This window comes from Prosthecobacter sp., assembly GCF_034366625.1.
Lineage (GTDB): Bacteria > Verrucomicrobiota > Verrucomicrobiia > Verrucomicrobiales > Verrucomicrobiaceae > Prosthecobacter.
Map to the genome: position 1 here is coordinate 1,209,319 of NZ_JAXMIH010000006.1, position 22,796 is coordinate 1,232,114.

At 60.0% G+C, this 22,796-nt stretch carries 23 protein-coding genes; 14 read left to right on the forward strand and 9 right to left on the reverse strand.

From position 1 onward, the window contains the following. The first annotated feature begins 84 nt into the window (after positions 1 to 84). Positions 85 to 1,293 carry a hypothetical protein gene (locus U1A53_RS07735; RefSeq protein ID WP_322280075.1) on the forward strand — a complete coding sequence of 403 codons (1,209 nt, stop codon included), beginning with the start codon at positions 85 to 87 and terminating at the stop codon, positions 1,291 to 1,293. A 2-nt stretch (positions 1,294 to 1,295) separates the two neighbouring features. Here U1A53_RS07735 and U1A53_RS07740 read toward each other — a convergent pair whose 3' ends face one another. The 3 genes from U1A53_RS07740 to U1A53_RS07750 are packed head-to-tail and all read right to left on the reverse strand — an operon-like array spanning position 1,296 to position 3,859. Next, positions 1,296 to 2,144: an amidohydrolase family protein gene (locus tag U1A53_RS07740; protein ID WP_322280076.1), complete on the reverse strand. Its 849-nt coding sequence runs from the start codon at positions 2,142 to 2,144 to the stop codon at positions 1,296 to 1,298. A gap of 9 nt (positions 2,145 to 2,153) precedes the next feature. Continuing rightward, positions 2,154 to 3,065, reverse strand: coding sequence for a dihydrodipicolinate synthase family protein (locus U1A53_RS07745; protein ID WP_322280077.1), 912 nt, complete (start codon positions 3,063 to 3,065; stop codon positions 2,154 to 2,156). A gap of 14 nt (positions 3,066 to 3,079) precedes the next feature. After that, entirely contained in the window at positions 3,080 to 3,859 is a 780-nt protein-coding gene (locus tag U1A53_RS07750; RefSeq protein ID WP_322280078.1) for an SDR family oxidoreductase, read from the reverse strand. A gap of 51 nt (positions 3,860 to 3,910) precedes the next feature. Here U1A53_RS07750 and U1A53_RS07755 point away from each other — a divergent pair, with 51 nt between their 5' ends. Beyond that, entirely contained in the window at positions 3,911 to 5,347 is a 1,437-nt protein-coding gene (locus tag U1A53_RS07755) for a sulfatase (RefSeq protein WP_322280079.1), read from the forward strand. 22 nt (positions 5,348 to 5,369) lie between these two features. Further along, positions 5,370 to 6,734, forward strand: coding sequence for a neutral/alkaline non-lysosomal ceramidase N-terminal domain-containing protein (locus U1A53_RS07760; RefSeq protein ID WP_322280080.1), 1,365 nt, complete (start codon positions 5,370 to 5,372; stop codon positions 6,732 to 6,734). Here U1A53_RS07760 and U1A53_RS07765 read toward each other — a convergent pair. The 3 genes from U1A53_RS07765 to U1A53_RS07775 form a co-directional block, all read right to left on the reverse strand. Further along, a complete protein-coding gene (locus U1A53_RS07765; protein ID WP_322280081.1) occupies positions 6,718 to 7,353 on the reverse strand; it encodes a DUF3226 domain-containing protein in 636 nt (211 codons plus the stop codon). The genes U1A53_RS07760 and U1A53_RS07765 overlap by 17 nt on opposite strands. Further along, on the reverse strand, positions 7,353 to 8,318 hold the full coding sequence (locus tag U1A53_RS07770; protein WP_322280082.1) for an AAA family ATPase: 966 nt from the start codon (positions 8,316 to 8,318) through the stop codon (positions 7,353 to 7,355). Before U1A53_RS07770 ends, U1A53_RS07765 begins: the two co-directional genes overlap by 1 nt. 112 nt (positions 8,319 to 8,430) lie before the next feature. Then, entirely contained in the window at positions 8,431 to 9,411 is a 981-nt protein-coding gene (locus U1A53_RS07775) for a DUF3500 domain-containing protein (RefSeq protein WP_322280083.1), read from the reverse strand. Positions 9,412 to 9,542: 131 nt separating this feature from the next. On the opposite strand from U1A53_RS07775, the gene U1A53_RS07780 reads away from it, so the two are divergent. Genes U1A53_RS07780 through U1A53_RS07795 form a run of 4 tightly spaced genes read left to right on the forward strand, consistent with a single transcriptional unit; the run spans position 9,543 to position 13,454 of the window. Continuing rightward, positions 9,543 to 10,613 carry an ABC transporter substrate-binding protein gene (locus tag U1A53_RS07780; RefSeq protein WP_322280084.1) on the forward strand — a complete coding sequence of 357 codons (1,071 nt, stop codon included), beginning with the start codon at positions 9,543 to 9,545 and terminating at the stop codon, positions 10,611 to 10,613. A 13-nt stretch (positions 10,614 to 10,626) separates the two neighbouring features. Continuing rightward, positions 10,627 to 11,388, forward strand: coding sequence for an ABC transporter permease (locus U1A53_RS07785; protein ID WP_322280085.1), 762 nt, complete (start codon positions 10,627 to 10,629; stop codon positions 11,386 to 11,388). 4 nt (positions 11,389 to 11,392) lie between these two features. Then, positions 11,393 to 12,163 (forward strand): ABC transporter ATP-binding protein, encoded by a 771-nt coding sequence (locus U1A53_RS07790; RefSeq protein ID WP_322280086.1) that lies wholly within the window; start codon positions 11,393 to 11,395, stop codon positions 12,161 to 12,163. A gap of 34 nt (positions 12,164 to 12,197) precedes the next feature. After that, positions 12,198 to 13,454, forward strand: coding sequence for an NAD(P)/FAD-dependent oxidoreductase (locus U1A53_RS07795; RefSeq protein ID WP_322280087.1), 1,257 nt, complete (start codon positions 12,198 to 12,200; stop codon positions 13,452 to 13,454). Here the strand turns inward: U1A53_RS07795 and U1A53_RS07800 are convergent. Next, on the reverse strand, positions 13,430 to 13,828 hold the full coding sequence (locus U1A53_RS07800) for a hypothetical protein (protein WP_322280088.1): 399 nt from the start codon (positions 13,826 to 13,828) through the stop codon (positions 13,430 to 13,432). The two genes, U1A53_RS07795 and U1A53_RS07800, sit on opposite strands and share 25 nt — an antisense overlap. 78 nt (positions 13,829 to 13,906) lie before the next feature. On the opposite strand from U1A53_RS07800, the gene U1A53_RS07805 reads away from it, so the two are divergent. Further along, on the forward strand, positions 13,907 to 14,371 hold the full coding sequence (locus tag U1A53_RS07805) for an SRPBCC family protein (protein ID WP_322280089.1): 465 nt from the start codon (positions 13,907 to 13,909) through the stop codon (positions 14,369 to 14,371). Between the two features lie 7 nt (positions 14,372 to 14,378). Here U1A53_RS07805 and U1A53_RS07810 read toward each other — a convergent pair whose 3' ends face one another. Then, on the reverse strand, positions 14,379 to 17,597 hold the full coding sequence (locus tag U1A53_RS07810; protein WP_322280090.1) for a protein kinase: 3,219 nt from the start codon (positions 17,595 to 17,597) through the stop codon (positions 14,379 to 14,381). Between the two features lie 237 nt (positions 17,598 to 17,834). On the opposite strand from U1A53_RS07810, the gene U1A53_RS07815 reads away from it, so the two are divergent. The 5 genes from U1A53_RS07815 to U1A53_RS07835 all read left to right on the forward strand — a co-directional run bounded on the left by U1A53_RS07815 (position 17,835) and on the right by U1A53_RS07835 (position 20,359). Continuing rightward, on the forward strand, positions 17,835 to 18,356 hold the full coding sequence (locus tag U1A53_RS07815) for an RNA polymerase sigma factor (protein WP_322280091.1): 522 nt from the start codon (positions 17,835 to 17,837) through the stop codon (positions 18,354 to 18,356). Then, a complete protein-coding gene (locus tag U1A53_RS07820; RefSeq protein WP_322280092.1) occupies positions 18,349 to 18,687 on the forward strand; it encodes a hypothetical protein in 339 nt (112 codons plus the stop codon). Before U1A53_RS07815 ends, U1A53_RS07820 begins: the two co-directional genes overlap by 8 nt. Continuing rightward, positions 18,684 to 19,526, forward strand: a complete 843-nt coding sequence (locus tag U1A53_RS07825) for a periplasmic heavy metal sensor (RefSeq protein WP_322280093.1) — start codon at positions 18,684 to 18,686, stop codon at positions 19,524 to 19,526. Before U1A53_RS07820 ends, U1A53_RS07825 begins: the two co-directional genes overlap by 4 nt. Before the next feature lie 7 nt (positions 19,527 to 19,533). After that, positions 19,534 to 19,767 (forward strand): hypothetical protein, encoded by a 234-nt coding sequence (locus U1A53_RS07830; RefSeq protein WP_322280094.1) that lies wholly within the window; start codon positions 19,534 to 19,536, stop codon positions 19,765 to 19,767. A gap of 130 nt (positions 19,768 to 19,897) precedes the next feature. Beyond that, positions 19,898 to 20,359 carry an RNA-binding protein gene (locus U1A53_RS07835; protein ID WP_322280095.1) on the forward strand — a complete coding sequence of 154 codons (462 nt, stop codon included), beginning with the start codon at positions 19,898 to 19,900 and terminating at the stop codon, positions 20,357 to 20,359. Between the two features lie 46 nt (positions 20,360 to 20,405). Here the strand turns inward: U1A53_RS07835 and U1A53_RS07840 are convergent, their stop codons facing one another. Next, entirely contained in the window at positions 20,406 to 21,704 is a 1,299-nt protein-coding gene (locus tag U1A53_RS07840; protein WP_322280096.1) for an MFS transporter, read from the reverse strand. Between the two features lie 154 nt (positions 21,705 to 21,858). Between U1A53_RS07840 and U1A53_RS07845 the strand changes: the two genes are divergently transcribed. Further along, a complete protein-coding gene (locus U1A53_RS07845; protein ID WP_322280097.1) occupies positions 21,859 to 22,719 on the forward strand; it encodes a hypothetical protein in 861 nt (286 codons plus the stop codon). Positions 22,720 to 22,796: the final 77 nt, after the last annotated feature.

Here is a 22,796-nt window from a genome sequence, read left to right on the forward strand (position 1 = left end):
GAGTTTCTTCAAACACCAACGATGTCGTGGTCTTTCGGCAGATCCAAGATGGAGAGGATGAATGATCGCGTTTAGAAACGGCACATGACTCCCACCATCACACGAAGATCACTACTTGCGAACCTGGGCTGCACCGGACTCGGCGTCATGGCCGGATCTCACCTATTCGCGGATGAATCCCTCATTTTGGTCGATGCTTCCGCGTGGAAGAAGCATGGTGAGCAGTTCCGGCATCGTGGTGAACCGGCGAGCGGCTGGGTGCAGAACTTCACGAGCACGGTCGAACCGCTGGAGGATCATCGCTGGCGGGTGTGGACGAGTGTTTCGGGGCCGAAGGGCATGGAGAAGAACATCGGCTATCACGAAGGACGCGTCGGAGGCGAATGGAAGCACACGCTGGCCGTTTGCACGTTGGGTGAGCCGGACAAAACTGCACCTCTTGTCATCGGAGGACTGCCGGAAGGCTGGCATCCGGTGCAGATGGTGACGTTGCGGCTGAAGGATGGCCGCACGCGGCTCTATTTCTGGGCGCATGGCAAAGGCGTCGTACGCTACCTCGCTGCGGACAGTGCGGATGGCCGCGCCTTCAAGGTCGTGAATGCGCTGACACCCTGTTTGTATCACCCCGTTGATCGTGCGGTCGATGGCAAGACGGCGCTAGAGGGAGGATTGGAGCATTTCGCGAAACGCAAGGCGGCGCCCGTCGAAGGCGAGTCGCTCGCCCCAGCATCTTTGATCTCCAATGACGCGACGAATGTGTATCAGCTTCCCGATGGCAGCTTTGAGATGTATTCCGTCGGCTTGATCCAGGTGGGCAAGGACGATCCACGCTATGCCGCGCAGGACAACATTCCCGGCCTCGTACGCGTGATCGACCGCTACACCAGCGACGACGGCCTGATCTGGGGCAATCGTCAGCGCGTGATCACGCCCGATGAGCGCGATCCGCACGATTTGCAGTTCTACTACCTCTCCGTCACCCACACCGAGCGCGGTCGCATCGGCCTGCTCGGCCATTACCGGCTCGGCGGGCAGACCATCGACATCGAACCCTGCTTCTCCGCCGACGGCATCATCTGGCAGCGCGCGTTGCGCCAGCCTTGGATCAAACGCGATGCCCCCGGCACTACCGTCGCCAGCTACATCCTCCACGCCCCACACGCGATGGTGCTACGCGACGGCCAATGGCACCTCTTCTACACCGGCGGCAACTTCGCCCACAACCACCGCGACTCGCACGGCGCGCCGGATCGTGCGGTGATGCTGGCGACGTGCGAATCACTCTGGAAATAGCGTCAACGCGTCAATCCGAGCAGCTTCAAACTGTCGCGGTGGATCATGGCTTCGATCTGATTCACATCGAGACGTGGCAGCTTCGTGCCTTCCAGCATGTCATTGAGCTTGCGGATGCCGTCGATGGATGCGTTCACGGTGGTGAAGGGGAAATCCGTGCCGAAGAGCAGCTTGTGCCACACGCCGTATTCCTGCGCGAGCATGAGCGAGTTGTAGAGCTGCCACGGGCGATAATGCAGCGCGCTGACATCGGCGAAGACGTTTTCTTGCTTCCTGATCGTCACCAGGCACTCGCCTTCATATGGATGACCGAGATGCGCGAGGATGATCTTCACGCCCGGATGCTTTAGCGCCACCGGCTCGATCAAACGCGGCAGCGTGAAGGCCAGCGGTGCCTGCGCGATGAACGTGGTGCCCATGTGCAGCAGCACGGGGAGGCCGTTTTTCTCCGCATACTGCCACAGCGGCTCCAGCTTCGGGTCATCGGGGCTGAATCCGGCATACATCGGCAGCAGCTTGATGCCGCGCAGGCCGAGTTCATCGTGTCCGGCCTTCATTTCACGTTCCCAATCGTCTTGCGTCGGATCGACGGACAGAAAGCCGATCAAGCGTGACGGATCATGCGCGACGTAATCCGCCACGGTCTTGTCGTTGATCCAAAGGCCGCTGAGTTTGGCTTTGCCGCCGAAGACAATGGTGCAGGTATCCTCGGGTGCCGTGGCACGATAGGCTTCATACGTCGCGCTGAAATCAACGGCATGTCCGGGGCGTGCGCGGCCCGCTTGACGGATGAAGTCGTCGGAGAAGTCGGAGGGGAAGTTCCAGGCGTGGGTATGAACGTCGATGATCATGGCTTCAAATCACTGGGCTGCTGCAATCATCCGGTCAAACTGTCGCTCCACCTCGCGCGTGGTTTCGGCGTCGAGCTTGAAGCCCACCGGACCGCGAATGAGCGTGTTTTTGAAGATGCCTTGGCGGACGAGCAAATGCTTTTCAACGGCGAGAAAGCCGTCGAGGCTCGTCTGCATCGAAATGAGTGCGGAAAGCGGCCCGTGAATGCGGTCTGCTTTATCCGCATCTCCTGCCTCCAATGCTTTCCAGAGCGGGACAAGGCCGCGAATGAGGTCTGCGCCCGGCATGGTGCCGACGACACCGCGCTTGAAGGAATCGACGAGCGCAATGCCGCCGGTGCCTTCAAAGACACGGGCGCGGCCTTTCGTCGCATCGCGGAGTTCGCTGAGTTTGGGGCCAATCGGTGAGGCTTCGGGCTTGTACTGCACGCGCTCGGGGCCGAACTCGTCCAAAAGCCGCGCCTGCATCGCGATTGGCATCGGTTTGCCGACGTAGCCGCTGGCGTCCTGCACGATGACGGGAATCTGGATCGCTTCGATGATGCGCGTGTAGTAAGCGAGCAGCTCGCTCTCGCCGATGCCGATGGAAACCGGCGGAATCGCCATCACCGCATCCGCGCCGATACTTTCGGCATGTTTCGAGTAGCGTTCCGCTACCTTCGATGACTCCGCACCGACACTGATCACGACCACGCCGCGGTCTTTGCCGAAACGGCACGCGGCGGCGGCGAGTTGCTCGCGTTCTTCGCTATCGAGGCGCAGCGTCTCTGAAACCATCGCCATCACGATGCCATTCGCGCCGCAGTCGTAGAGCCAGGCGATCTCGCGTTCGAGCGTTTCGAGGTCGAGGGTTTCATCGTCAAGCCACGGCGTCTGAAAAACGGGCAGCACACCGCGGAGTTCGTGTTTGGGAGGAGTCATGTTCGATTTCAAGTTCACCACAGCAGCTTGCCGCCATCAATGACGAGCACGCTGCCGGTCATGTAACTGCTCGCTTCACTAGCGAGGTAGAGCGCGAGCGGCCCGATCTCATCAGGACGGCCCCAGCGGCCCATCGGGATGCTGGTGGCGACTTCGCCTTCAAATTCGGGCTTCTCCCCGATCCAGCGCTTGTTCGCATCGGTCAAAAACGGACCGGGCGCGATGGCGTTCACCGTGATGCCGTGCACGGCCCAGTCGGCGGCCACGGCCTTCGTGAACATCGTTAGCGCGCCTTTCGAGGTTTCGTAGCTACGGCCGCGCATCGCCTTGCCGGGCCAGAGGGCGTTGATGGAGGAGATGTTGATGATGCGGCCCCATTTTCGCGGGATCATCGCACCACCAATACGTTTCGTGAGGATGAAGGCCTGCGTGAGGTTCAAATCGAGGATGCGCTGCCAGTCTTCGAGTGCCAGATTCTCCGTCGGCGTGTTGATGCGGCGTCCGCCGACGTTGTTGATGAGGATGTCGATGGGCGCGTGATCGCGCAGCACGACATCGCAGAGGCGTTCGGCTTCCTCCGGCTTCGAGAGGTCGGCTTGGATCGAGGTGACGTGCAAATCCTCGCTGCACAGCTCCTCGCAGGCCTTGTGAAGATGATCGGCGTTCGAGCCTGAGATGATGATCTCCGCACCGGCTTCACCAAGCGCACGCGCCATCTCTAACCCAAGACCGCGTGAGCCTCCCGTGATCAAGGCACGGCGTCCGGTGAGGTTGAAACGGTCGAGGATGGGCATTGAAAAGGAATCGGTGGAGTGAAACGACTCTTTCAGCCGTTTCATCCATCCATGAAGCGATTCATCCCCATGGCTCTGGTTTGTCTGCTGGCAAACTCCTTGCACGCGAAGCAGCCGAACATCCTCTGGCTCGTCGGCGAGAACCTCTCGCACGATCTCGGCTGCTACGGCGCGAAGAACGTCCACACGCCCAATCTCGACCGGCTGGCGCAGGAGGGTGTGCGTTTCACCAATGTGTTCTCGACGAATCCGGCCTGCGCACCGAGCCGCAGCGCTTTCATGCTGGGCATGTATCAGACCACGACGGACACGCATCACATGCGCTCGCATCGCACGGATGATTTCAAGCTGCAGCAGGGCGTGCGGCCGCTGACGCACCGCTTGCAGGACGCGGGCTACACGACGGCGAACATCAAAATGATCGGTGAGCATTCCGTGGGCACGGGGAAGCTCGATTTGAACTTTGTGAACGAAGGCCCGACCTACCAGACCGACGACTGGGCGTCGCTGAAATCCAAGCAGCCATTTTTCTCACAGATCAACTCGCACGAGGTCGAGTATGACATCTACGACCGCCAAAGCGCGAAGAAGGAACGCGTCGAGTGGGTGGGCGAACGCGAGCATGTGAGACATGCGACGCCGGAAAACGTCACGCCGCCGCCTTACTACCCGGATCATCGGCTCGTGCGGGAGGAATGGGCACGCTATTTGAACTCGGTGTCTGGCATGGATGTGCGGATCGGCTGGGTGCTCGACCAGCTTCGCAAGGACGGCCTGGAGGACGACACCATTGTCATCTTCTTCGCCGACAACGGCCGCCTGGAGCCGCGCGGCATTCATTGGTGCTACGATTGCGGCCTGCGTGTGCCGATGATCATCCGCTGGCCGTCCCACCTCAAAGCTGGTACGGTGAACGATCAAATCGTGAGCCTCATTGATGTCACGGCGACCACACTCGATCTCGCAGGCGTCGCGAAGCCGCCGTTGATGCAGGGACGCGTCTTGTTTGGCCCGAATGCGGAATCACCACGGAAATTTGCCTTCGCGGCGCGTGATCGCATTGATGAAACCGTGCAGCGCATCCGCTCGGTGCAAGACGAGCAGTTTCATTACATCCGCACGTTCACCAAGGGGCCAACGTTTGCCTCGCTGAACCGCTACAAGGAGAAATGCTTCCCCATTCTGCCGCTGATGCGTGAGATGCAGTCTGCTGGCACGCTCACCGGCCCGCCGCTCGCGCTGATGCAGCGTTCAGGACCGTGCGAGGAATTGTATGACACGAAGGCTGATCCGCATGAGATCAGTGACCTCATTGATTCGCCGAAACCGGAGCATCGCGAGGCACTGACGCGGTTGCGGGCAGCGCTGGAGACTTGGATTGTCGAATCGGGTGATCGTGGCGGTATTCAGGAGGCTCCAGAGGTGTATGCGCCGTTTGAAAAGGAGATGGATGCGTGGTTCGGCACGCCGAAGTGGTTCAAGAAGTGAGTGCCGCTGCCGTATTGGTCCCATGACCACTCGACTGCTGTTCTGCCTTCTCCTTGTCACGATTCATGTTCAAGCCGGTGATTTCCGTGTCGGCGCTGCGAAGGTGGACATCACACCGAAGGACGGCACGCCGCTCGGCGGCTACTACAAGTTTCGCGGTTCCGCAGGAGTGCTCGATCCGCTCTATGCGAAGACCATCGTCGTCGAACAAGACGGCACGCATGCCGTGATCGTGGTGCTCGATCTCTCCGGCACAGTGCGGCCCGTGGTGGAGGCGGCGCGGAAGGCGATTCAGGAGCAGTGCGGCATCGAGGGTGATCATGTCATGATTTCCGGCACGCACACGCACACCGGACCGCAGCAGCCGCGTGGATCGCTCATGGATGACATCACAAAGGTGAATTCGCCGCCCGGTGTGTCCTACATCAGCGCGCTGCCGGGTCTCATCGCGCAATCGGTGAAGCAGGCGAAGTCCAGGCTGGTTCCCGCCACCGCTTCCGCCGCCATCGGCAAGGCTGAAGGCATCAGCTTCAACCGCCGCGTGCTGCGTGAAGGTGTGAAGGAGGCCATCTGGCAGCCGAAGTCGCTCACGGCGCTCGACAAGCCTGCGGGGCCGGTCGATCCTGATGTGGGCGTGCTGGTGTTTCAGTCCGGCGGCAAGCCCGTCGCGAGTTTCCTCAATTTCGCCATGCATCCGACTTCGGTCGGCGGCGGCGTGAAGATCTCGGCGGATTATCCCGGCGTGTTTACCAGACTCGTCAGCGAGCGTCAGGGCACAAGCATGATCTCCGTCTTCGCCAACGGCTGCTGCGGCAACATCAACCACACTGACTACATCACCGGCAAACGCCGCAGCACGCAGGAGCTTGGCACGGCGCTCGCCGATGCCGCCGATGCGGCGTGGCCGAGTCTGAAGACGGTCACGACGTTCAAGCCGCGCATCCGCTCCGAGCAGGTCACGCTGACGCGGAAGAAGTTCACCGAGGCACAGATCGAGAAGGCCAAGGACATGGCCGCCAACATGTTCACGAAGAACTTCGGCACGGTGCCGATGGCGGAGACCGTCTGCATTTTGGAGACCCTCGATAAGAAAAACGTGCCGCTGCTAGGCGAGGTGCAGGTGATCGCGTTCAGTGACGAACTGGCGATCGTCGCGTTGCCCGGCGAAATTTTCGTCGAACTCGGCCTCGCGATCAAAAAAGCTTCGCCGTTCAAGCACACGCTCATCGCCGAGCTGGCGAACGGCAGCGTCGGCTATGTGCCGAACCGCGAAGCCTACCCGCAGGGCAACTACGAAGTCGTCAGCTCACGCGCCGAGGCGGGCAGTGGCGAGAAGCTCGTCGAAGTGGCGCTGAAGCTTCTGGGTGAGATCAAGTCAAAGGACTGAAGGTGCGCAGCAGAAACGCCTTCAACGGGGCAAAGCATGAGTGATTGAAGTCCACCCACTTTTCTTGCATCCACGGCTTGTCCGTGTCTTTCCGCCCATGCCACGCAGCGATTCCGAATCGCTCGTTTGGAACGTCTTTGGTCGCGATCCAGAGCTGGGCTCGGGCTTTGTCGTTCTTAGCAAAGGTGTCGGAAGGCTTCCAGCCCTTGGCTTCGATGCAGCCAAGGAATTCCTCAACGCATGGCGCGAAAGGTTCATTTTCCAGAGAGGCCAGCCAGAGGGATTCCAAAGCCCCTTGCTTGTCATCGCCAGGCAGCACGAAAATCTGCGGTCCGAGAGCACGGATGGACGTGGAGGCATTGTCCATAGCATGCTGGACACTCTCCAAAGCTGACCCGGCATTTGCATCGGCATCACGGGTGATGCCGATCCGCCGCACTTGGCCAAACCCGCTCGCTTTGCCGAGATCGCCGAGGAACTCCGCGAGTTTCGTTTTTCCCTCATAGGCGATGACCTGCACATCGGTGATGTTGAGTTCGGAAAACCAAGCGTTGAAAAAGCTAACCTCATCTTTGCCCTCGCACAGCAGCAGGTTGGGTCGCGAAATGTTGACAGGCATCACCGCACCTCCCAGTCACGCTCTAACATGCGTTCTAGTTCATCCTCATTCATGGTAAGACAGCGGATGTCACCGGAATCGGTGCGCTCCAGACGGTGGACGGCTAGATCATTCTTCGGCTCGCCTTTGAAAGCTGCAGCAGCAGCAGAGATGCATTCCAGACTATGTGTGGTGGCAAAAATCTGCACTTCTTCCTTATTCACGGCCTCGCGAATGCCCGTCCAGATTTGTGGCAAAGCACTCCAATGCAGGCCATTCTCGATCTCGTCGATGAGCACGATATCGGCTCCCTCGCCAATAATGGCACCATAGATTTGCACGAGGCGGTTGAAGCCTTCGCCAAGGAGCGGAAGCGCGATTCGCTCCGGCAGACGAACGTCGGCGTAGAGCATACGTTGGCCAGTGTGCTCCATAGCACGTAAAGACTTCAAGCGTGGATCCACTGATTGGAGAAACCCAACAAACCTGTCATCATTCTCTGACCGAAGAGTCCAACGATCGAAACTTCGTGCTAGATCTGCGGCGGACAGCTTGCTTGTAGTCACAACACCAATTTTGCGGCTCGGTTTGCGGGGCACAAACCGCACAAATATGGGTGGATTGCACTTCAACGAAAAATCCGAGCCTATTGCCGGATCAGTTACCAATGACATGACGGTCTGCGTTTCACGCGGATGATCATCTCTCGATGCCGTAATGATTATCTCATGCTCAAGACACGAATCATTAAATAGCCATTTTGCATACTCATCATTTGCGAGTGCATCAGATGCTCCATTGCGAAACAGCATCCAATTCATCCCTCCTATAGGGTGTGCACCCGTTCCTGGCAGCATTGAAACCGCTTCCAGGACGGCAGTTTTGCCTGCATTGCTGGTTCCCACGAACAAATTCACCTTCGCCAGCGGTTCGATTTTGAGCTGGTGGAAGCACTTGAAGTTTTCGATCTCGAGGGAGGTCAGCATGGACGGCCCGGAGTATGACGGTCCGGGAGGATGATGCAACCGCTCGGGCGAAAAACTCGTCTAAGTCGCGCTGAAGCTGCTTGGTGAGATCAAGGCGGCGAAGTAATCGCAATTACGCCCCCTGCGGGGCGCGGATGTGTGCCCAGCAGTGGACGTGGGGATCGCCGCGGAAGAACCAGACCATGTTCGGGCCTTCGATCTGCCAGACGTCCCAAACGCCGTCCTTGCCGACATCCTGGTTCTTGTAGAAGGCCATGTGCAGGTTGTCGAAACCGCCGGCTTCGATGTATTTCATAGATTCCTCGGCCTCGGATTTGCGGAAGGGCTTCAGCAGGTCGGCGATGACTTTTTTGACGAGGTCTTTCTGGTCGGCGCTCATGTCGGCGAGGCGTAGGCCTTCGAGGCCCGAGGTCTTGCCGGTGAGCTTGACGGTGTCGTTGCCGTCCTCATCGCGGGATTCGGCGAGGAGGGCTGTTTCGCGTTGTTTGCCGTCGAGCGCTTGGAAAACCTCGTTCGCACGCTTCGCTTGGTACCAGTAGGCGTTGCCGGGATGGTCGGGCTTTTCGTTGAAACCCTGAGCCGCATGGCCGTAGAAGATCGGACCGCCGAAGGCCGCGCCTTTTTCGCTGTCACCATCGCAACGGCGGGTGCAATGGCGGCCGGTGAGGACGAACTCGAACTGGCTGGTGCCGGGCTCGCCAAACAGGGCGATGGAGGCGCTGCCGAAGCCGCCGTCTCCCTTGTTGTCCTGGTCAAACTGACGCCAGACCTCGGATTTGTACTCGTCGCTGTGGAGTTTGTCGAAAATCTCGCGCACCAGCTCCTGCTGGTCGGGCTTGAGCACCTCGCGAATCTTCTGCGGGGTGATGTGCCAGTTGTTATCGACCATGAGGCGGCGCGGATGGCTCCAGCCGAAGCAGAGAGCCTTGCGCTGGGCTTCGTCCATGCTGCCGTAGAGCTGCTGGACGAGCGTTTCGGAGGTGGCGGCCTTGGTTTCAGCGGCATAGGCGGAACCGAGGAAGCCTGCGGCGATGGTTTGTGCGCCGCGGGTGATCATTTCACGACGGGACAGGGAAGAATGGAGCGTGTTCATGGCGGGTTTGTATCAAACATGGCCCGAAAGAGGAAGTTTTTGTTTTGCCGGGTGTTTGATCGCGAGCCGGCATCAAAGCGATGCTGAACGGGTATTTTCGACATGGAGCGACTTCGTCGTTAATCATGAGAATGAAACTCATTGGCACCACCTTCCTCTGCGGCGCGCTCTGGCTGGCCTTGATCACCGCCATGCATGGATCGCTGAACTTGAAATGGTTCGCGCCCAAAGCCGTGGGCACGACCGCAGCGGATGAGAAGTTTCGCATCGGCTTCCTGCCGGTGACCTGCCACCTGACCTGTCCGGTGACGGATTTCATCAACCAGCAGGTCGAGGGACAGAGCAGCTTCGAGCCGGTGCGTTTCAGTGGATGGCCTGAATTGAAGGAGGCGTTTCTCTCCGGCTACACGCCCGCCACTTTCATCCTGGCACCGATGGCGATGGCGCTGCGCGAGCAGGGTGTGCCGATCAAGATCGTCTATCTCGGCCATCGCGATGGCAGTGCCGTCATGGTTCACAAAGACTCACAAATCTACCGCATGGAAGATCTGCGCGGCAAACGCATTGCGGTGCCGAACCGTTACTCGAACCAGCGCCTGCTCGTCTTCCGTGCCCTGCGCAACGCGGGCATGACGATCAAGGACATCGAGCTTGTGGAAATGCCGCCACCCGACATGCCTGCGGCACTTTACTCGAAAGCGGTGGATGCGATCTCCAGCGGCGAGCCCTTCATGGGCCAGACAGAGATCGATGGCTATGGCCGCGTGCTCTGGCTGACGAAGGATGTGTGGCCGAACTTCATCTCCTGCGTGCTCGCCGTGCATGAGGACTTCATCAAAACAGATCGGGCTACGGTGCAGCGGCTCGTCGATGGCATCGCCAGCAGTGGCAAGTGGATCGACCAAAGCATGGACAACCGCATGGACGCGGCAAAGTTTGTGGCGAAGAACTACTACAACCAGCACCCTCGCCTGCTGGAGTTCGTTTTGAGCAAGCCGCCTGACCGCGTGACCTACACGAATCTCGCGCTGCGAAAACCGGACTTTGAAGAGATCGAGGATCTGGCGCGTGAGGCTGGCATCATCGGCGGCGATGTTCGCTTTGAAGACTACACGGACGCCTCTTTTGTGCCGGAAGCCTCGGAGATGAAAGCGTCCGCCTATGAAGGCCTGAAGGGTGGCGAGGTGCCGCCGAGGAAATAGCCGCTGTCACCCCATGAGTCGTTTTTTCTCCGTCCTCCTGCCCCTCATCACCGCGACGATCTTCCTGATCGTCTGGCATTCCCTCGTGCGTCTTTCCGGTAGCGATCTGTTCCCCACACCCATGGAAGTCATGCGTGGCATCCGTGAGTTGATCGAAAAAGGCCTGCTGCTCAAATACATCGTCGCTTCGCTCTTCCGCGTGAGCTGGGGCTTCCTGCTGGCTGTGCTTGTTGGTGTGCCGCTCGGCCTCGTGCTGGGCTGGTTCCGACCGGCGTTTCAGGCGCTGAATCCGATGATTCAGATCCTGCGCCCGATTTCGCCCATTGCCTGGATCCCCGTGGCGATTCTATGGTTCGGCATTGATGACACCGCGCCGGTTTTTCTCATCTTCCTCGCCAGCGTGTTCCCTATCACCGTGTCTTCGATGGCAGCGGTGCAGAACATGCAACTCGTGTATCTCCGTGCCGCGCAGAACTTTGGCGTGAAGGGGCCGCAGCTCTTCCGCCGCGTCATTCTGCCCGCCGCACTGCCGCAGATCATCACCGGTATCCGCATCGCGCTCGGAATCGCGTGGCTCGTTGTCGTGGCGGCGGAAATGATCGCCGTGAACAGCGGGCTTGGTTACCTCATCATCGACGCACGCAACGCGGGCAAGCGCTACGACCTCGTGGTCGCTGGCATGGTGATGATCGGACTGATCGGGCTGGTGCTCGATCTGCTCATCCGGCAGCTTGAAAAATTCGACGAAGTGAAATGGGGCTATGGACAACGCTAAGACCATGATTGAAGTGCGCGACTGCTGGAAGTCCTTCCCGGGCAAGAAAGCCGGGGAGCAGGTCCATGTGTTGGAGCGTGTGAACTTGGATGTGCATGCCGGCGAGTTCGTCTGCGTCGTCGGTCCGTCCGGCTGCGGCAAATCCACGCTGCTGAACATCATCGGCGGCTTCTTCAAAGAAACGCAGGGCGAGGTGAAGGTGGCCGGTGCGCTGGTGAACGGGCCTGATCCGCGCCGCATCTTCGTCTTCCAGGAAAACGGTGTCTTTCCGTGGCTTACCGTCGAGGAAAACATCGGTTTCGGCCTCATGTCGAGTCCAGCAGCAGAGCGTGCGGAACGTGTGGCGCATTACATCGGCATGGTTGGCCTCACAGGCTTCGAGAAATCGTATCCGCGCGAACTTTCCGGCGGCATGCGGCAGCGCGTGGAGATCGCACGCGCCCTCGCAGCAAACGCCGAGGTGCTATACATGGACGAGCCCTTTGGCGCGCTCGATTTCATCACGCGCCTGAAGATGCGCGCCGATCTCATTCGCATCTGGCAGGCAGAGAAGAAGACCATCGTCTTCGTCACTCATGACATCGAGGAAGCCGTGCAACTCGCCGACCGCGTTGTCGTCATGAGCAAACGGCCCGCCACCATCAGCGAAGAAGTCGTGGTGAACCTGCCGCGCCCGCGTGATCTCGACTCCCCCGGCTACCTCACCGCCCGCGACCGCATCTTTGCCATCATGGGCATGGACGTGCATGGTGGCGGTGTCGGCGATCCGAAGTGACTTTTTGCCATTCAACCGCGTAATCCTACCCACCATGAACAATAACCATGACGTTCTCATCATCGGCGGCGGACCCGCCGGTACTAGCACGGCGGCGATACTTGCGGAGTACGGCCACAAGGTGCTCGTCATCGAGCGCGAGAAGTTTCCACGCTATCACATCGGCGAATCGTTGATCCCGTTCACGTTTGGGCCGCTGGAGCGGCTGGGATTGATCCCGACGATGAAGAAATCGCACTTCACGAAAAAGTACAGCGTCAGCTTTGTGCAGCCGGACGGACGCCGCTCGCAGCCGTTTTACTTCTTCAACCGCTATGACCGCGAGACTATCGCGCAGACGTGGCAGGTGATGCGTTCGGAGTTTGACCAGATGCTCATGGATCATGCGCGGAGCAAGGGTGCGGAGGTGCGCGAGGAAACAACCGTGACGCAGCTTCTCAAAGATGACAGCGGCAAGGTCATCGGTGTCGAGGTGAAGAACAAGGATGGCAGCGTGGAGCATCTGCTCGCCAAGCTCGTCATTGACGCCTCCGGCAAGGAAGCTTTCGCCTCCGTGCGCGAGGGCTGGCGCGTGGGTGATCCTTATCTCAATAAGGTGGCCGTGTGGACTTACTACAAAGGCTCCAAGCGCGAATCCGGCATCGATGAAGGTGCCACGACGATCGCCTTCGTGCCGGACAAAGGCTGGTTCTGGCACATCCCGATGCACGATGACATGGTGAGCGTCGGCGTGGTGGCCGAAGGCAAGTATTTGAGCCGTGATGGCGTGCGCGATCCGAAAACGATGTTCGAACGCGAGATCGGCGAGAACCAGTGGATCAAGGAGCATCTCTCTGCTGGTGCCAGCACCGGTGAATACTGGATCACCAGTGAGTACTCGCGGCATTCCAAGTATGGCGCGTCTCCGGGCCTGCTGCTGGTCGGCGATGCGTATGCCTTCCTCGATCCGGTGTTCAGCAGCGGCGTCATGCTGGCGCTGAAAAGCGGTGTTCTGGCCGGTGACGCCGTGCATGAGGCCCTGGTGGCGAATGATCTCGCCCCACAGCGTTTCGGTGAATATGCCCGGCTCATGCGCCAGGGCATCGATAACATGCGCAAGCTCGTCTATGCCTTCTATGACCCGAGTTTCTCGTTCAAAGAGGTCGTGATGAAGTATCCCGAGGCCGGCGACGAAATCACCGACTGCCTCTCCGGCGACGTGAACAAGGACTACTCGTCACTCTGGACGAAAATCCGCGAGTTTGCCCCGCTTCCAGACACGCTGCCCTACGGCATGCCGTTGGCGGCGTGAGGTCTCTTCACCAACCAAACCAGCAGCAGAAAAAGAGCGATCAATCCCGCGCCGACGGCGTTTTCACGCACTGACGGAGGGAATACCAGCACATAGCCGGCGTCCTTCACCAGCGCGGCAAAGCTGGAGACACAGAATGGCATCAGGAACAGCCGGAACATCACCCACGGGTCCATTTTCACCCGTGCTCCGTTGGAAGGCTGCGTGCTGATGATCAGCGCCGCACCGATGATGCCGCTGAGACCGACCGACGTCAGCCAGATGCGCGGTGTGGCGTCGAAATGGTTGATCACACTCAAGGCCCACCAGATGAAGTAGCACCAGAGGATGGTTCGGCCGGTGGAGAGATTTTGAAGGTAACGTATCAGCGTCATGGGGGTGTTGAGTGCAAAAGCAACAAACGTGCCTCGGCCGTCATGATCTGAAATCAGCAACGAAGCGTAATCAAGGCCATGCCTGTTCATACTCTGCTGACGAAACAGATCATTCCAGTTCCTTGGTCGCGCGTGTGGGAGTTTTTCTCGAACCCGCGGAATCTGGCGCGAATCACGCCGCCGGGGATGGATTTTGAAATCCTGACGCCGGATTTGCCGGAACGTCTGCGTGAAGGGCTGATGATCACGCATCGGCTACGGCCGCTGTTTGGCATTCCGGTGACGTGGCTGACGGAAATCACGCAGGTGGTGGAAATGGAGCGGTTCATTGATGAACAGCGCATCGGTCCGTATGCGGTGTGGCATCATGAGCATGAATTTCACGATCTGGACGGCGAACGCACGGAAATGGTGGACCGCGTGACTTACGTTCTGCCGTTCGGCCCGCTGGGTGATCTGGCACATCTATGGCTGGTGAAGCCGCAGTTGGAGCGCATCTTTGCGCATCGCGAGAAGGCGGTGCGGGAGTTGTTCCCGGCTTGATGCGGGTTTAGCGGTTCACGCGGCACTGGGGCATGGTTTTCTGAAACTCGGCGGCGGCTTCGAGAGTGACGGTGGTGCCTGCGAGACTGAGAGAGGTGAGTTTTTTGAGTGATTTGAGCTTCACGAGACCCGCATCAGTGATCTTGGTGCTGCTCAGATCGAGATTGGTGAGATTGGGCATCGTGACGATGACGCTGGCGGCTTCGTCATCAAAGGTAGAGCCATTGAGAGTAAGGGTGACGAGGGTTTTAAGATGGGTGAGGGCGGCGAAGCCTGCGGCGGTGATCTTGGGGGAGGTGAGGCGGACGGCCTGGAGCTTTTTGAAGGTGCTGATGGCCTTCATTCCTTCATCGGTGATGCCGGATGCGAGAAATTCGAGATTGGTGATCGAGGAGGCGCCGGCGATTTTGTCGAGGCCCTTGCCGGTGAAACTATCCGCGTACTGGATGGCGAGGTAGTCGAGCTTTTTGAGGCCGGCGATGTGGGTGAGCACTTCGTCAGTGAGCGCATTGGCACCCTCGAAATTCAGGTTGGTCAGCTCGCTGTTGTTGGCGAGGAAGGCGAAGGCGGCGTCGCTCAATCCGTTGTGCATCGGGCGGAAGTGGACGCGGCGCAGATCACGCAGGCCGTTGAAAGCGGCAAAATCGGCATCCTTGGCGGGAGGGAGGACGGAGTTGAGGCGCTCGAAGGTGAGTTCGATGATGTCGAAGCGGCCGGCGGGGATTTCCGCAGGCTTGGTGACGGGCACAGTGACGCCGTTTTTGAAGGCGGTGAAAAAACCGCCGTTGTTGACGAGGTAGTCGGCGGCGGTGCGCCAGGAACTGCCGCCGCCAGGAGGTGCTTTCGGAGCAGGTGTGATGGAGGTCTTCGCCTGCGTGCCGGTGGCCGGAGTGGTGGCGGCGATTGCAGGCCTTTGCGTGGCTATTTCATCACGGAAGGCCTTCACTTGGGTCGCTTCGTCGATCTTGTTGCCTTGGGTGAGGTCGGCAGTGTGGGCGTCGAGCGCCTTGAGGTAGAGATCGTAGAGCGGGGCGGCCTTGGCATCGCGCTCGGCGGTGATTTTGGCATGGGCGGCACGGTAGGTGGAGCGCAGGGCTTTGAGGGATGCGGGCGTGTCAGTGGCGTCCTCGGCAGGAACGCCTTCACCTTTGTCGATGGCAGCTTTCTCAGCATCCAGGAGGGTGACTTCGTAGAGGCTGCCTTTGGTCTGCGCGGCGGCACGAGCTTTGCCGATGCCGTTGGCGACGTAGCTTTGATTCAGTTTGGCGACAGCGGCGAGCCACGGCTGCTGGGCGTCGGTTTCGTGGCGGGTTTTGAAGCCGGACTCGATTTGAGCGATGCGCGGATGCGCGGCGAAGAGCGCGGCCTTGCGCTCCGCAACGACATCGATCACGCGTATTTCGGCTTGGGTGACGATGATTTCACCCGAACAGACGCCGATGCCGAGGATGGGACCTTTGATCTTGTCGGGTTTGAAGTAGGCCTGGTCGGTCTGGCCGGGTGTCAGGGGACCGGTATGATCGATCTGCAACACGCCATCGTGGCTTATGCGGACGCGGTTCTCACGCACTTCGATGAACAGCTCATGGCTGCTACCGTCGGGTGGGAACCAGGTTTTAGCCATTTGATCCGCCGTGGAGGTCAAACCGGCGAGGGTGAAGCCCGCGCCGCCATCCATGAACACGGTCTGAGCCTCCGTGCCGCGCACAAACGGCAGAATCATCGAGCTGCCGGGCTGGTCGCGGCTCACGCGCAGACGCAGTTCGTAATTCAGCAGGGGCTCGGTCTGCAGGAAGGTGAAGGTTTCATGCGCGGGCGCGGCTAGCGGGCTGTGCAGCACGCCATTCTCCAACCGCCAAGGGGCCGCGATGGCGTCCCGTGCTCCATCGGCAGTGGCGAGGAGGTTTGTCCAGCCGGGGGTGGTTTTGACCGGCTGCGGGGCAGGACGCGCGAGCGCAGGTGCCAGAGTCGCGGCTGCCATCGCAGGCGTGGTGCTGGCGACGGTGGCGGGCATTGGCTCCGCAGGCGCTGGAGTCGGCGTGGGAGCTGGTGTGGTGGCGATTTCCGGAGCGGGAGGCGTGGAGGAGGGAGGTGGCGTGTTTTCGACTGGTTTGGGCGTGCTGGAGTCTTTCGGCAGGGGCGAGGTGGAAGCGGTGCTGTCATTCTTCGGCACCGGCTTCTTCCCGTCGTCACCCGTGAGAATGACGTAAAGGCCCGCGACGAGGATCACGCTGGCGACGATGCCGAGCACGGGGCCGAGCATGGATTTTTTCTGCGCGGTTCTGGCATCTTTGCCGGTGGGAGATTGCTTTTGTGATTGCGTGGCGCGTGCGGCGGCCTCGGCGGCGGCCTGTTGCTGGGCGATGAGCGCGGCACGCGGTGTCACCAAAATGGTGTCGAGATCTCGGCGGAGATCGGCGGCTGTTTGATAGCGGTAATCGCGGTCCGTCTGCATCGCCTTCGTGATGATGGCGTCGAAGCGCGGATCGGTGCCGAGTCGCTGGCCGGGCAGCGTCCAGAGGCCACGCGGAATCTCGCCAGCGAGCATTTGGTACAGCATCACGCCGATGGCATACAAGTCAGCACGGCCATCAAGCGGAATGCCGGGGATGAGTGCCTCCGGCGCGACGAAATCCGGGGTGCCCATGGCCATGTTCGTCTTCGTCAGGCCGCTCTGGCCTGCATCGTTCGCTTTGGCGAGTCCGAAGTCGGCCACTTTGACCGCGCCGTCCATGTTGATGAGGATGTTGGCCGGTTTGATGTCACGGTGGATGACGCCGTTTTTGTGCGCGTAGGCCAGCGCGTCGCAGACGTGCGCGGTGATCGAGAGCGCATAGTCCTCCGGCAGCTTGCCTTGAGAAAGGATCATCTTGGACACATCCGTGCCGTCGATGAACTCCATCACGATGTAGAGCAGGCCGGTCCGTGTCTCGCCGAAGTCGTACACATTCACGATGCTCGGATGGTTCATCTTGGCCATCGTACGCGCCTCGTTTTTGAAGCGCTCGGCAAAGTTCGCATCGGTGTCGTCGATCAAATCGCCCGGCAGCACTTTGATGGCCACCAGACGGTCCAGAGAGACCTGCAGAGCCTTGTACACCGCGCCCATGCCGCCGCGACCGAGCAGGCACTCGAACTGATACTGCGGCAGCATGGCCTGCATTTCCTCCAGCGATGGCGGTTGCCAGCCGGTGGTGGGTTTGGAGCCGGAAGATGCGGTGCTCATACGAAAACGTGGAAAATAGTCCGGCAGACTAGCAGGGAACGTTCCGGCAGGGCAAGACTGATTCGGGGGCTAGAAGATACGCCGGCTGATCCTCAGCGCGGAGCGAGTGGCGGCAGGCTTCAGTGAAGCTTCACCAGCGGCACGGGCATGATCACATCGAGATCACGCCGTTGGCGATGGTATTTTTGCCATGCGTGTCATACATGCTCACGTCCCGCGTCACTCAGCGGGAAATGAATGGAACGCGCCACCGCCGACCAGCTCGAAGCCCTGCATCCCGACGCCTTTGGCTGGGCGATGCATTGCTGTGCGGGCGATCATGCACGGGCGGAGGACGTGCTGCAAAACGCCTACCTCAAGCTCGCGCAGGAACGCGCGCGGCACGACGGCCGCTCCAGCTTCAAGACCTGGTGGTTTGGCGTGATCCGCTTCACCGCGCACGAGGAGTTCCGACGGCAGCGCTATCGCGAATCCCTGCTGGGCAAATTGTTGGCTCAAATCACCGTCGAGGCGCACGACCCGCGTCCATCGCCGTCACGAAAGATGGAGATGGACGAACGTACCGCAGAACTGCGGCGCTGTTTGCAACAACTGCCCGCACGGCAGGCGGAGGTGCTGCATCTCGTGTTTTATCAGGATCTCACCATCAACGAGGCGGCTCAGGTGATGCGGGTGGGCCTCGGCTCGGCGCGTCAGCATTACGAACGCGGCAAGGCGCGCCTGCGCACGCTGCTGCAACCCGCTTCCGACCATGAATGACGAACAAGATTTACGCGCGCATTTTGCGCAGCAGCGCCAGGGCGATCATGAAAACGCTCCTGCGTGGCGTCCTGAGCTGTTGAATCGCCCGATGAAGCGTCCGCGCACCCCGGCACGCTGGCTTCCTGTGTCACTGGCAGCAGCATGCATCATCACGCTGGCGTTGTTTCTGGCCGATGCGCCGAAGCATGACGCCAAACTGAGCGAACTGCCGCCGCTGCTCGACACGCCGCCTGGAGAGCTGTTCGCGAGCCTGGAGCCTTCGTTCACCACGTTTGAAGCGCCTTCGGACTTCCTCCTTCCAACCCACCTCAACCTGCACATCCCATGAAAATCATTGTCTGTTTCCTTCTACTGCTCGTCACCGTGAGTCTGCCCGCCGCCAACGTCGAAGACTGGCTGAAAAGCGGCCTGCTGCATCCTGATTTGATCGCTTCGGTGCGCGAAGAACTCGCACTGACGGACGATCAGCAGTCCAAGTTCAACGCCCAGCTCAATGAAGCCCGCCAGCAGGCCGAACCGCTGGAGCAAGCGGTGAAAGAGCAGCAAAAGGCGCTGAATCACCTGCTCAAAGACACCACCACGACCGCCGAGGCCGCGAGCGCCCAGCTCACGAAGCTGCTCGAAGCCGAAGCCGCCGTGAAACAATTGCAACTGCGCACGTTGATCGGTGTGCGCTATGTTTTGACGCCGGAACAGCTCGGCAAGGCCCAAAAGCTCGGCCCGCCAAAGATGGCGGCGAAAAGCAATGCGGAATCTCCAGTGATGGAGAAGGCCGGCAAGCTCCGCGCAGCGGTGGAAGCGCTCGGCGTGCCCCCGACGGAGGCGATGAAGACGCGTGGTGCCGAGATCGAAGCGCTGATCAAAAGCGGTGATCTCGCCGCGGCGGACGCGGCGCTGGACAAGCTGATCGAGGATTCCCGCTTCAAGGAACTGGAGACTGAGGATGATGTCGTGGACTTTTCGAAGTTCGAGACCGGCAGCGCGGATCTTGAGTCATTGCGCCAGCGTTACGAGGCGGTGCAGGTGGCCGGGCAGGAGATCATTTCACTGCCCTTGATGCGGCAGATGATCCAGGCAAAAAAGGCGTTTGAGGAAGCCAAAGAAGCCCAGGACGCCGACAAGGTGGGCCGCATCTTGACCTATGTGGAAGGCAAGCTGAAGCAGTAAGCTCCGGGTGCAGTTGGATGAATTTGATGCCAGGGGCCTCACGATGGAGGTGCTGGCGGTGATTTATTCCGAGGAGGAACGGCTGCAAAGTGCAGTGAAGACGATGGCAGACCTGGTGATCAGCAAAGGCACAGACAGGAGGCGGTTGGAGATGGGGACCGCCGTGGCGCTACAGGCGGCGGCGGGTCCGGGTGAAACCGTAAAAAAGATTCGTTTGCCTTTGGCGTTTTTCCGGCGATAAAACGCCGCAAGTCACCTGTTAAGGGTCAGGCTCAGTCGTTCATCAGGTGATTTTGAATCCATTGGTGTTCATCATACCGAAGTTCGGGGCTGAAACTGGCACGAGGCAGACGACTGCACTCAACAACGATATGAATACCAAGATGTATGTGGGCAATCTGCCCTTCGCCGCTCAAGAACAAGACATTCGTGAGCTGTTCTCCCAGTATGGTGGTGTCACCGAAGTCTTCCTCCCGATGGACCGTGAAAGCGGTCGTCCGCGTGGGTTTGCCTTCGTGACCATGGACTCCGCAGAAGCCATGAATGCCGCGATCAATGCGCAAAACGGCCAGGAATTCCTGGGCCGCAAGCTGGCCATCAATGAAGCCCGCCCGCGTGAAGAACGCCCGGCAGGTGGTGGCGGCGGCGGCGGTGGACGCGGCGGCTACGGCGGTGGTGGCGGCGGCGGCGGCGGCCGTGGCGGCTACGGTGGCGGCGGCGGCGGTGGTGGTCGCGGCGGCTACGGCGGTGGCGGCGGCGGTGGCAAACGCGGTGGCGGCGGCTTTGACCGTGGCAGCCGTGGTGGCGACGGCGGCGGCGGCGAAGGCTGGTAAGCCCCGGCAGTTTATTTTCTCAAGCCCGTGATGTGGCGAGAGGCGTTTACACGCTCTCCTGCATCACGGGTTTTTCTGCGTTCACGAACAGGGCAAAGACCCCGGCGAGTACAAAGGCTCCCGCGCAGAGCCACACGCCCTCGTGGAAGTCGTGGTTCACGTCGAAGGCCTTCAGCACGGCGGAGAAAAGCATGGGCATGATGGCCGCGCCGAAATTTCCCCACATGTTCCCCCAGCCGAAGAGTTGCGCCTGACACTTCCCGCTGATGTCCTGCATGAAGGTCCACATCGCCGGCAGGCCGAGATCGGCGAAAAAGGTGACTGCTCCGAATGCGATGGCCATGCCCCAGGCCGAGTCCATCTGGAGAGCGAGCAGATACAGCGCCGCCGCGCCGAACTTTGTCACCGACATTGGCAACATGCGCCCGAGCCGCCTGCCGTGGTGCTTCGAAATGTAGTCGGTCATCAATCCGCCAATCGGCAGCGCCAGAATGCCGATGGTCAACGCTCCGGTGGTGATGAGGCCGGTCATGCCATCATCGAGATGCTTCACTTTCTTGAGATAATCCGGCAGCGACAGGATCAGGAAGGCCCAGCCAATGTTGGTGAAGAACTGCACACCGTTTGCCAGCCACAGGTTTTTGCTGCGGCATGCGGCAAGCAGGGGAAAACGCCTTGGCGGGTCTTTGATGGGCTGGAAGTCGCCCCGGCCCTCGGCCATGAGGGCGATCTCCGCGTCATTGCACTGCGGGTGCAGGCGAGGATGATCGCGAAAGACTCTCCAGTAACACACTGCCACAACGATGCCGACGAGCCCGTAGAGCCAGCCAGCCCAGCGCCAGTCACCGGCTTGCAGGATCACAAACGCGGTCAATCCAGGAGCCACCGCGCCGCCGACACGCCCGCCCCAGGAGATCACGCTGCTGGCGAAACCGCGAGACTCGATGTGAGCCCAGCGTGTCATCAGCCCGCTGCTGGCGGGGTAATAACCCGCTTCCGCGAGTCCGCACAGCATGCGTGCGGCGAACAAGGTTCCAAATCCCGTTGCGAAGCTGGTCGCCGCCGTGAAGAACGACCATGCTGCGATGTAGATCGTGATCAACATGCGCGCCCCAAAGCGGTCGCTCAACCAGCCGGCGGGCACCTGAAACAGCGCGTAGGCCCAGAAGAACGCACCTTTGATGCCGTCGATCTGGCCCTGGTCGAGGTGGATGTTTTTTTGGAATGAGTCCGAGCTGAGGATGTTCGCCAGACAGATGCGGTCCAGATACATCAGGAAGGCCACCATGGTCGCCGTGGCGAGGATTTGATGGCGGACGGCGGTGGGGCGAGGGGGAGAACTCATCGGAGATGACAAGACGCTGAATTTCCACCAGCCCTAGCAGGATTCCGGCTTGATGAACAGAGCGAAGGAGTGCATGGGCCATGTGAAGCGGCACAAAACCGACGCATTGAATGCCCTTGCACTCCGCCCACGTCTCACAAACTCTTCCTTCGCCATGACTGCCATTAAAAACCTCACCGCGCTGCTCGTGCTCAGCTTCCTCGCCTCCGGCGTGCTGGGCTGGTTTCTGTTTCAATCACACTCGGATCTCACTGCCCTGCGTTCCGATCTGGAGCGCCTCAAGACCGAACACGCTGACGACTTGAAGGCGAAGGAGGGCGAATTCCAGCGCACGCTCAGCGCCCAGGCCGACCAGCATCAGAAAATGATCACCGCGCTCAATGACGAGAATGAAAAGAAGATCGACGCCCTGCGCAAAGGCGAGCGCCAGCGTCTGGCCACCGCCGCGAAGGAGTTTGAAAACATCTTCGAGGGCAACAAAACCACACTGCAATACATCGACCTGCTGGAGGACAAGGTGAAGGCCGGGCAGACGCTCTCGAAGGCGGAAGTGGAGAAGCTCACCATCATCACCACCGGTCTCGGCTATTTGAAGAAGCAGTATCAGAAGCCCATGCAGGAGTTCCAAGAACTCGCGGCTTATTTTGAAGCCCAAGCCTCGAAGCAGATCGAAAAACCCAAGGGTGGATTTTTCAAACGTCTCTTCAGCAAAGACTTCCGTGAAGCCGAGAAAGAGTTTCTGCGGCAGGAAGGTGCCAAAGAGGCCTTCGAGCAGGCGCAGGGCAAGTTCTCCGGCACTTACGCGCAGGCGCAGAAGGTCATGGGCTCGGTGAATCTCGATGCCGACGCGCAGATCCAGAAGCTGCACGCCTACATCGACGACAAGCAGCAGATGAACGCCGAGGATCTCGGTTCGTTCTTCGACAAGGCCCGCAAAGCCCTGCGCACGCATCAGGACGTGCTCGACTTCGAGCCTGACGCTCCGGTGCTTCCCGCGCCAAAACCGCAGCCGTGAGCCGCCGGACATCGCGCCCGCCACAAATCACAAACTGCCGCAGGATGAAAGGAAAGGTTGCCTTTCTCCTCGCGTTT

Excerpts from the sequence above, each read along its gene's own strand:
- U1A53_RS07735 (WP_322280075.1), top strand. The coding sequence starts at position 85 with ATGACTCCCACCATCACACGAAGATCACTACTTGCGAACCTGGGCTGC.
- U1A53_RS07740 (WP_322280076.1), bottom strand. The coding sequence starts at position 2,144 with ATGATCATCGACGTTCATACCCACGCCTGGAACTTCCCCTCCGACTTC.
- U1A53_RS07745 (WP_322280077.1), bottom strand. The coding sequence starts at position 3,065 with ATGACTCCTCCCAAACACGAACTCCGCGGTGTGCTGCCCGTTTTTCAG.
- U1A53_RS07750 (WP_322280078.1), bottom strand. The coding sequence starts at position 3,859 with ATGCCCATCCTCGACCGTTTCAACCTCACCGGACGCCGTGCCTTGATC.
- U1A53_RS07755 (WP_322280079.1), top strand. The coding sequence starts at position 3,911 with ATGAAGCGATTCATCCCCATGGCTCTGGTTTGTCTGCTGGCAAACTCC.
- U1A53_RS07760 (WP_322280080.1), top strand. The coding sequence starts at position 5,370 with ATGACCACTCGACTGCTGTTCTGCCTTCTCCTTGTCACGATTCATGTT.
- U1A53_RS07765 (WP_322280081.1), bottom strand. The coding sequence starts at position 7,353 with ATGCCTGTCAACATTTCGCGACCCAACCTGCTGCTGTGCGAGGGCAAA.
- U1A53_RS07770 (WP_322280082.1), bottom strand. The coding sequence starts at position 8,318 with ATGCTGACCTCCCTCGAGATCGAAAACTTCAAGTGCTTCCACCAGCTC.
- U1A53_RS07775 (WP_322280083.1), bottom strand. The coding sequence starts at position 9,411 with ATGAACACGCTCCATTCTTCCCTGTCCCGTCGTGAAATGATCACCCGC.
- U1A53_RS07780 (WP_322280084.1), top strand. The coding sequence starts at position 9,543 with ATGAAACTCATTGGCACCACCTTCCTCTGCGGCGCGCTCTGGCTGGCC.
- U1A53_RS07785 (WP_322280085.1), top strand. The coding sequence starts at position 10,627 with ATGAGTCGTTTTTTCTCCGTCCTCCTGCCCCTCATCACCGCGACGATC.
- U1A53_RS07790 (WP_322280086.1), top strand. The coding sequence starts at position 11,393 with ATGATTGAAGTGCGCGACTGCTGGAAGTCCTTCCCGGGCAAGAAAGCC.
- U1A53_RS07795 (WP_322280087.1), top strand. The coding sequence starts at position 12,198 with ATGAACAATAACCATGACGTTCTCATCATCGGCGGCGGACCCGCCGGT.
- U1A53_RS07800 (WP_322280088.1), bottom strand. The coding sequence starts at position 13,828 with ATGACGCTGATACGTTACCTTCAAAATCTCTCCACCGGCCGAACCATC.
- U1A53_RS07805 (WP_322280089.1), top strand. The coding sequence starts at position 13,907 with ATGCCTGTTCATACTCTGCTGACGAAACAGATCATTCCAGTTCCTTGG.
- U1A53_RS07810 (WP_322280090.1), bottom strand. The coding sequence starts at position 17,597 with ATGAGCACCGCATCTTCCGGCTCCAAACCCACCACCGGCTGGCAACCG.
- U1A53_RS07815 (WP_322280091.1), top strand. The coding sequence starts at position 17,835 with ATGGAACGCGCCACCGCCGACCAGCTCGAAGCCCTGCATCCCGACGCC.
- U1A53_RS07820 (WP_322280092.1), top strand. The coding sequence starts at position 18,349 with ATGAATGACGAACAAGATTTACGCGCGCATTTTGCGCAGCAGCGCCAG.
- U1A53_RS07825 (WP_322280093.1), top strand. The coding sequence starts at position 18,684 with ATGAAAATCATTGTCTGTTTCCTTCTACTGCTCGTCACCGTGAGTCTG.
- U1A53_RS07835 (WP_322280095.1), top strand. The coding sequence starts at position 19,898 with ATGAATACCAAGATGTATGTGGGCAATCTGCCCTTCGCCGCTCAAGAA.
- U1A53_RS07840 (WP_322280096.1), bottom strand. The coding sequence starts at position 21,704 with ATGAGTTCTCCCCCTCGCCCCACCGCCGTCCGCCATCAAATCCTCGCC.
- U1A53_RS07845 (WP_322280097.1), top strand. The coding sequence starts at position 21,859 with ATGACTGCCATTAAAAACCTCACCGCGCTGCTCGTGCTCAGCTTCCTC.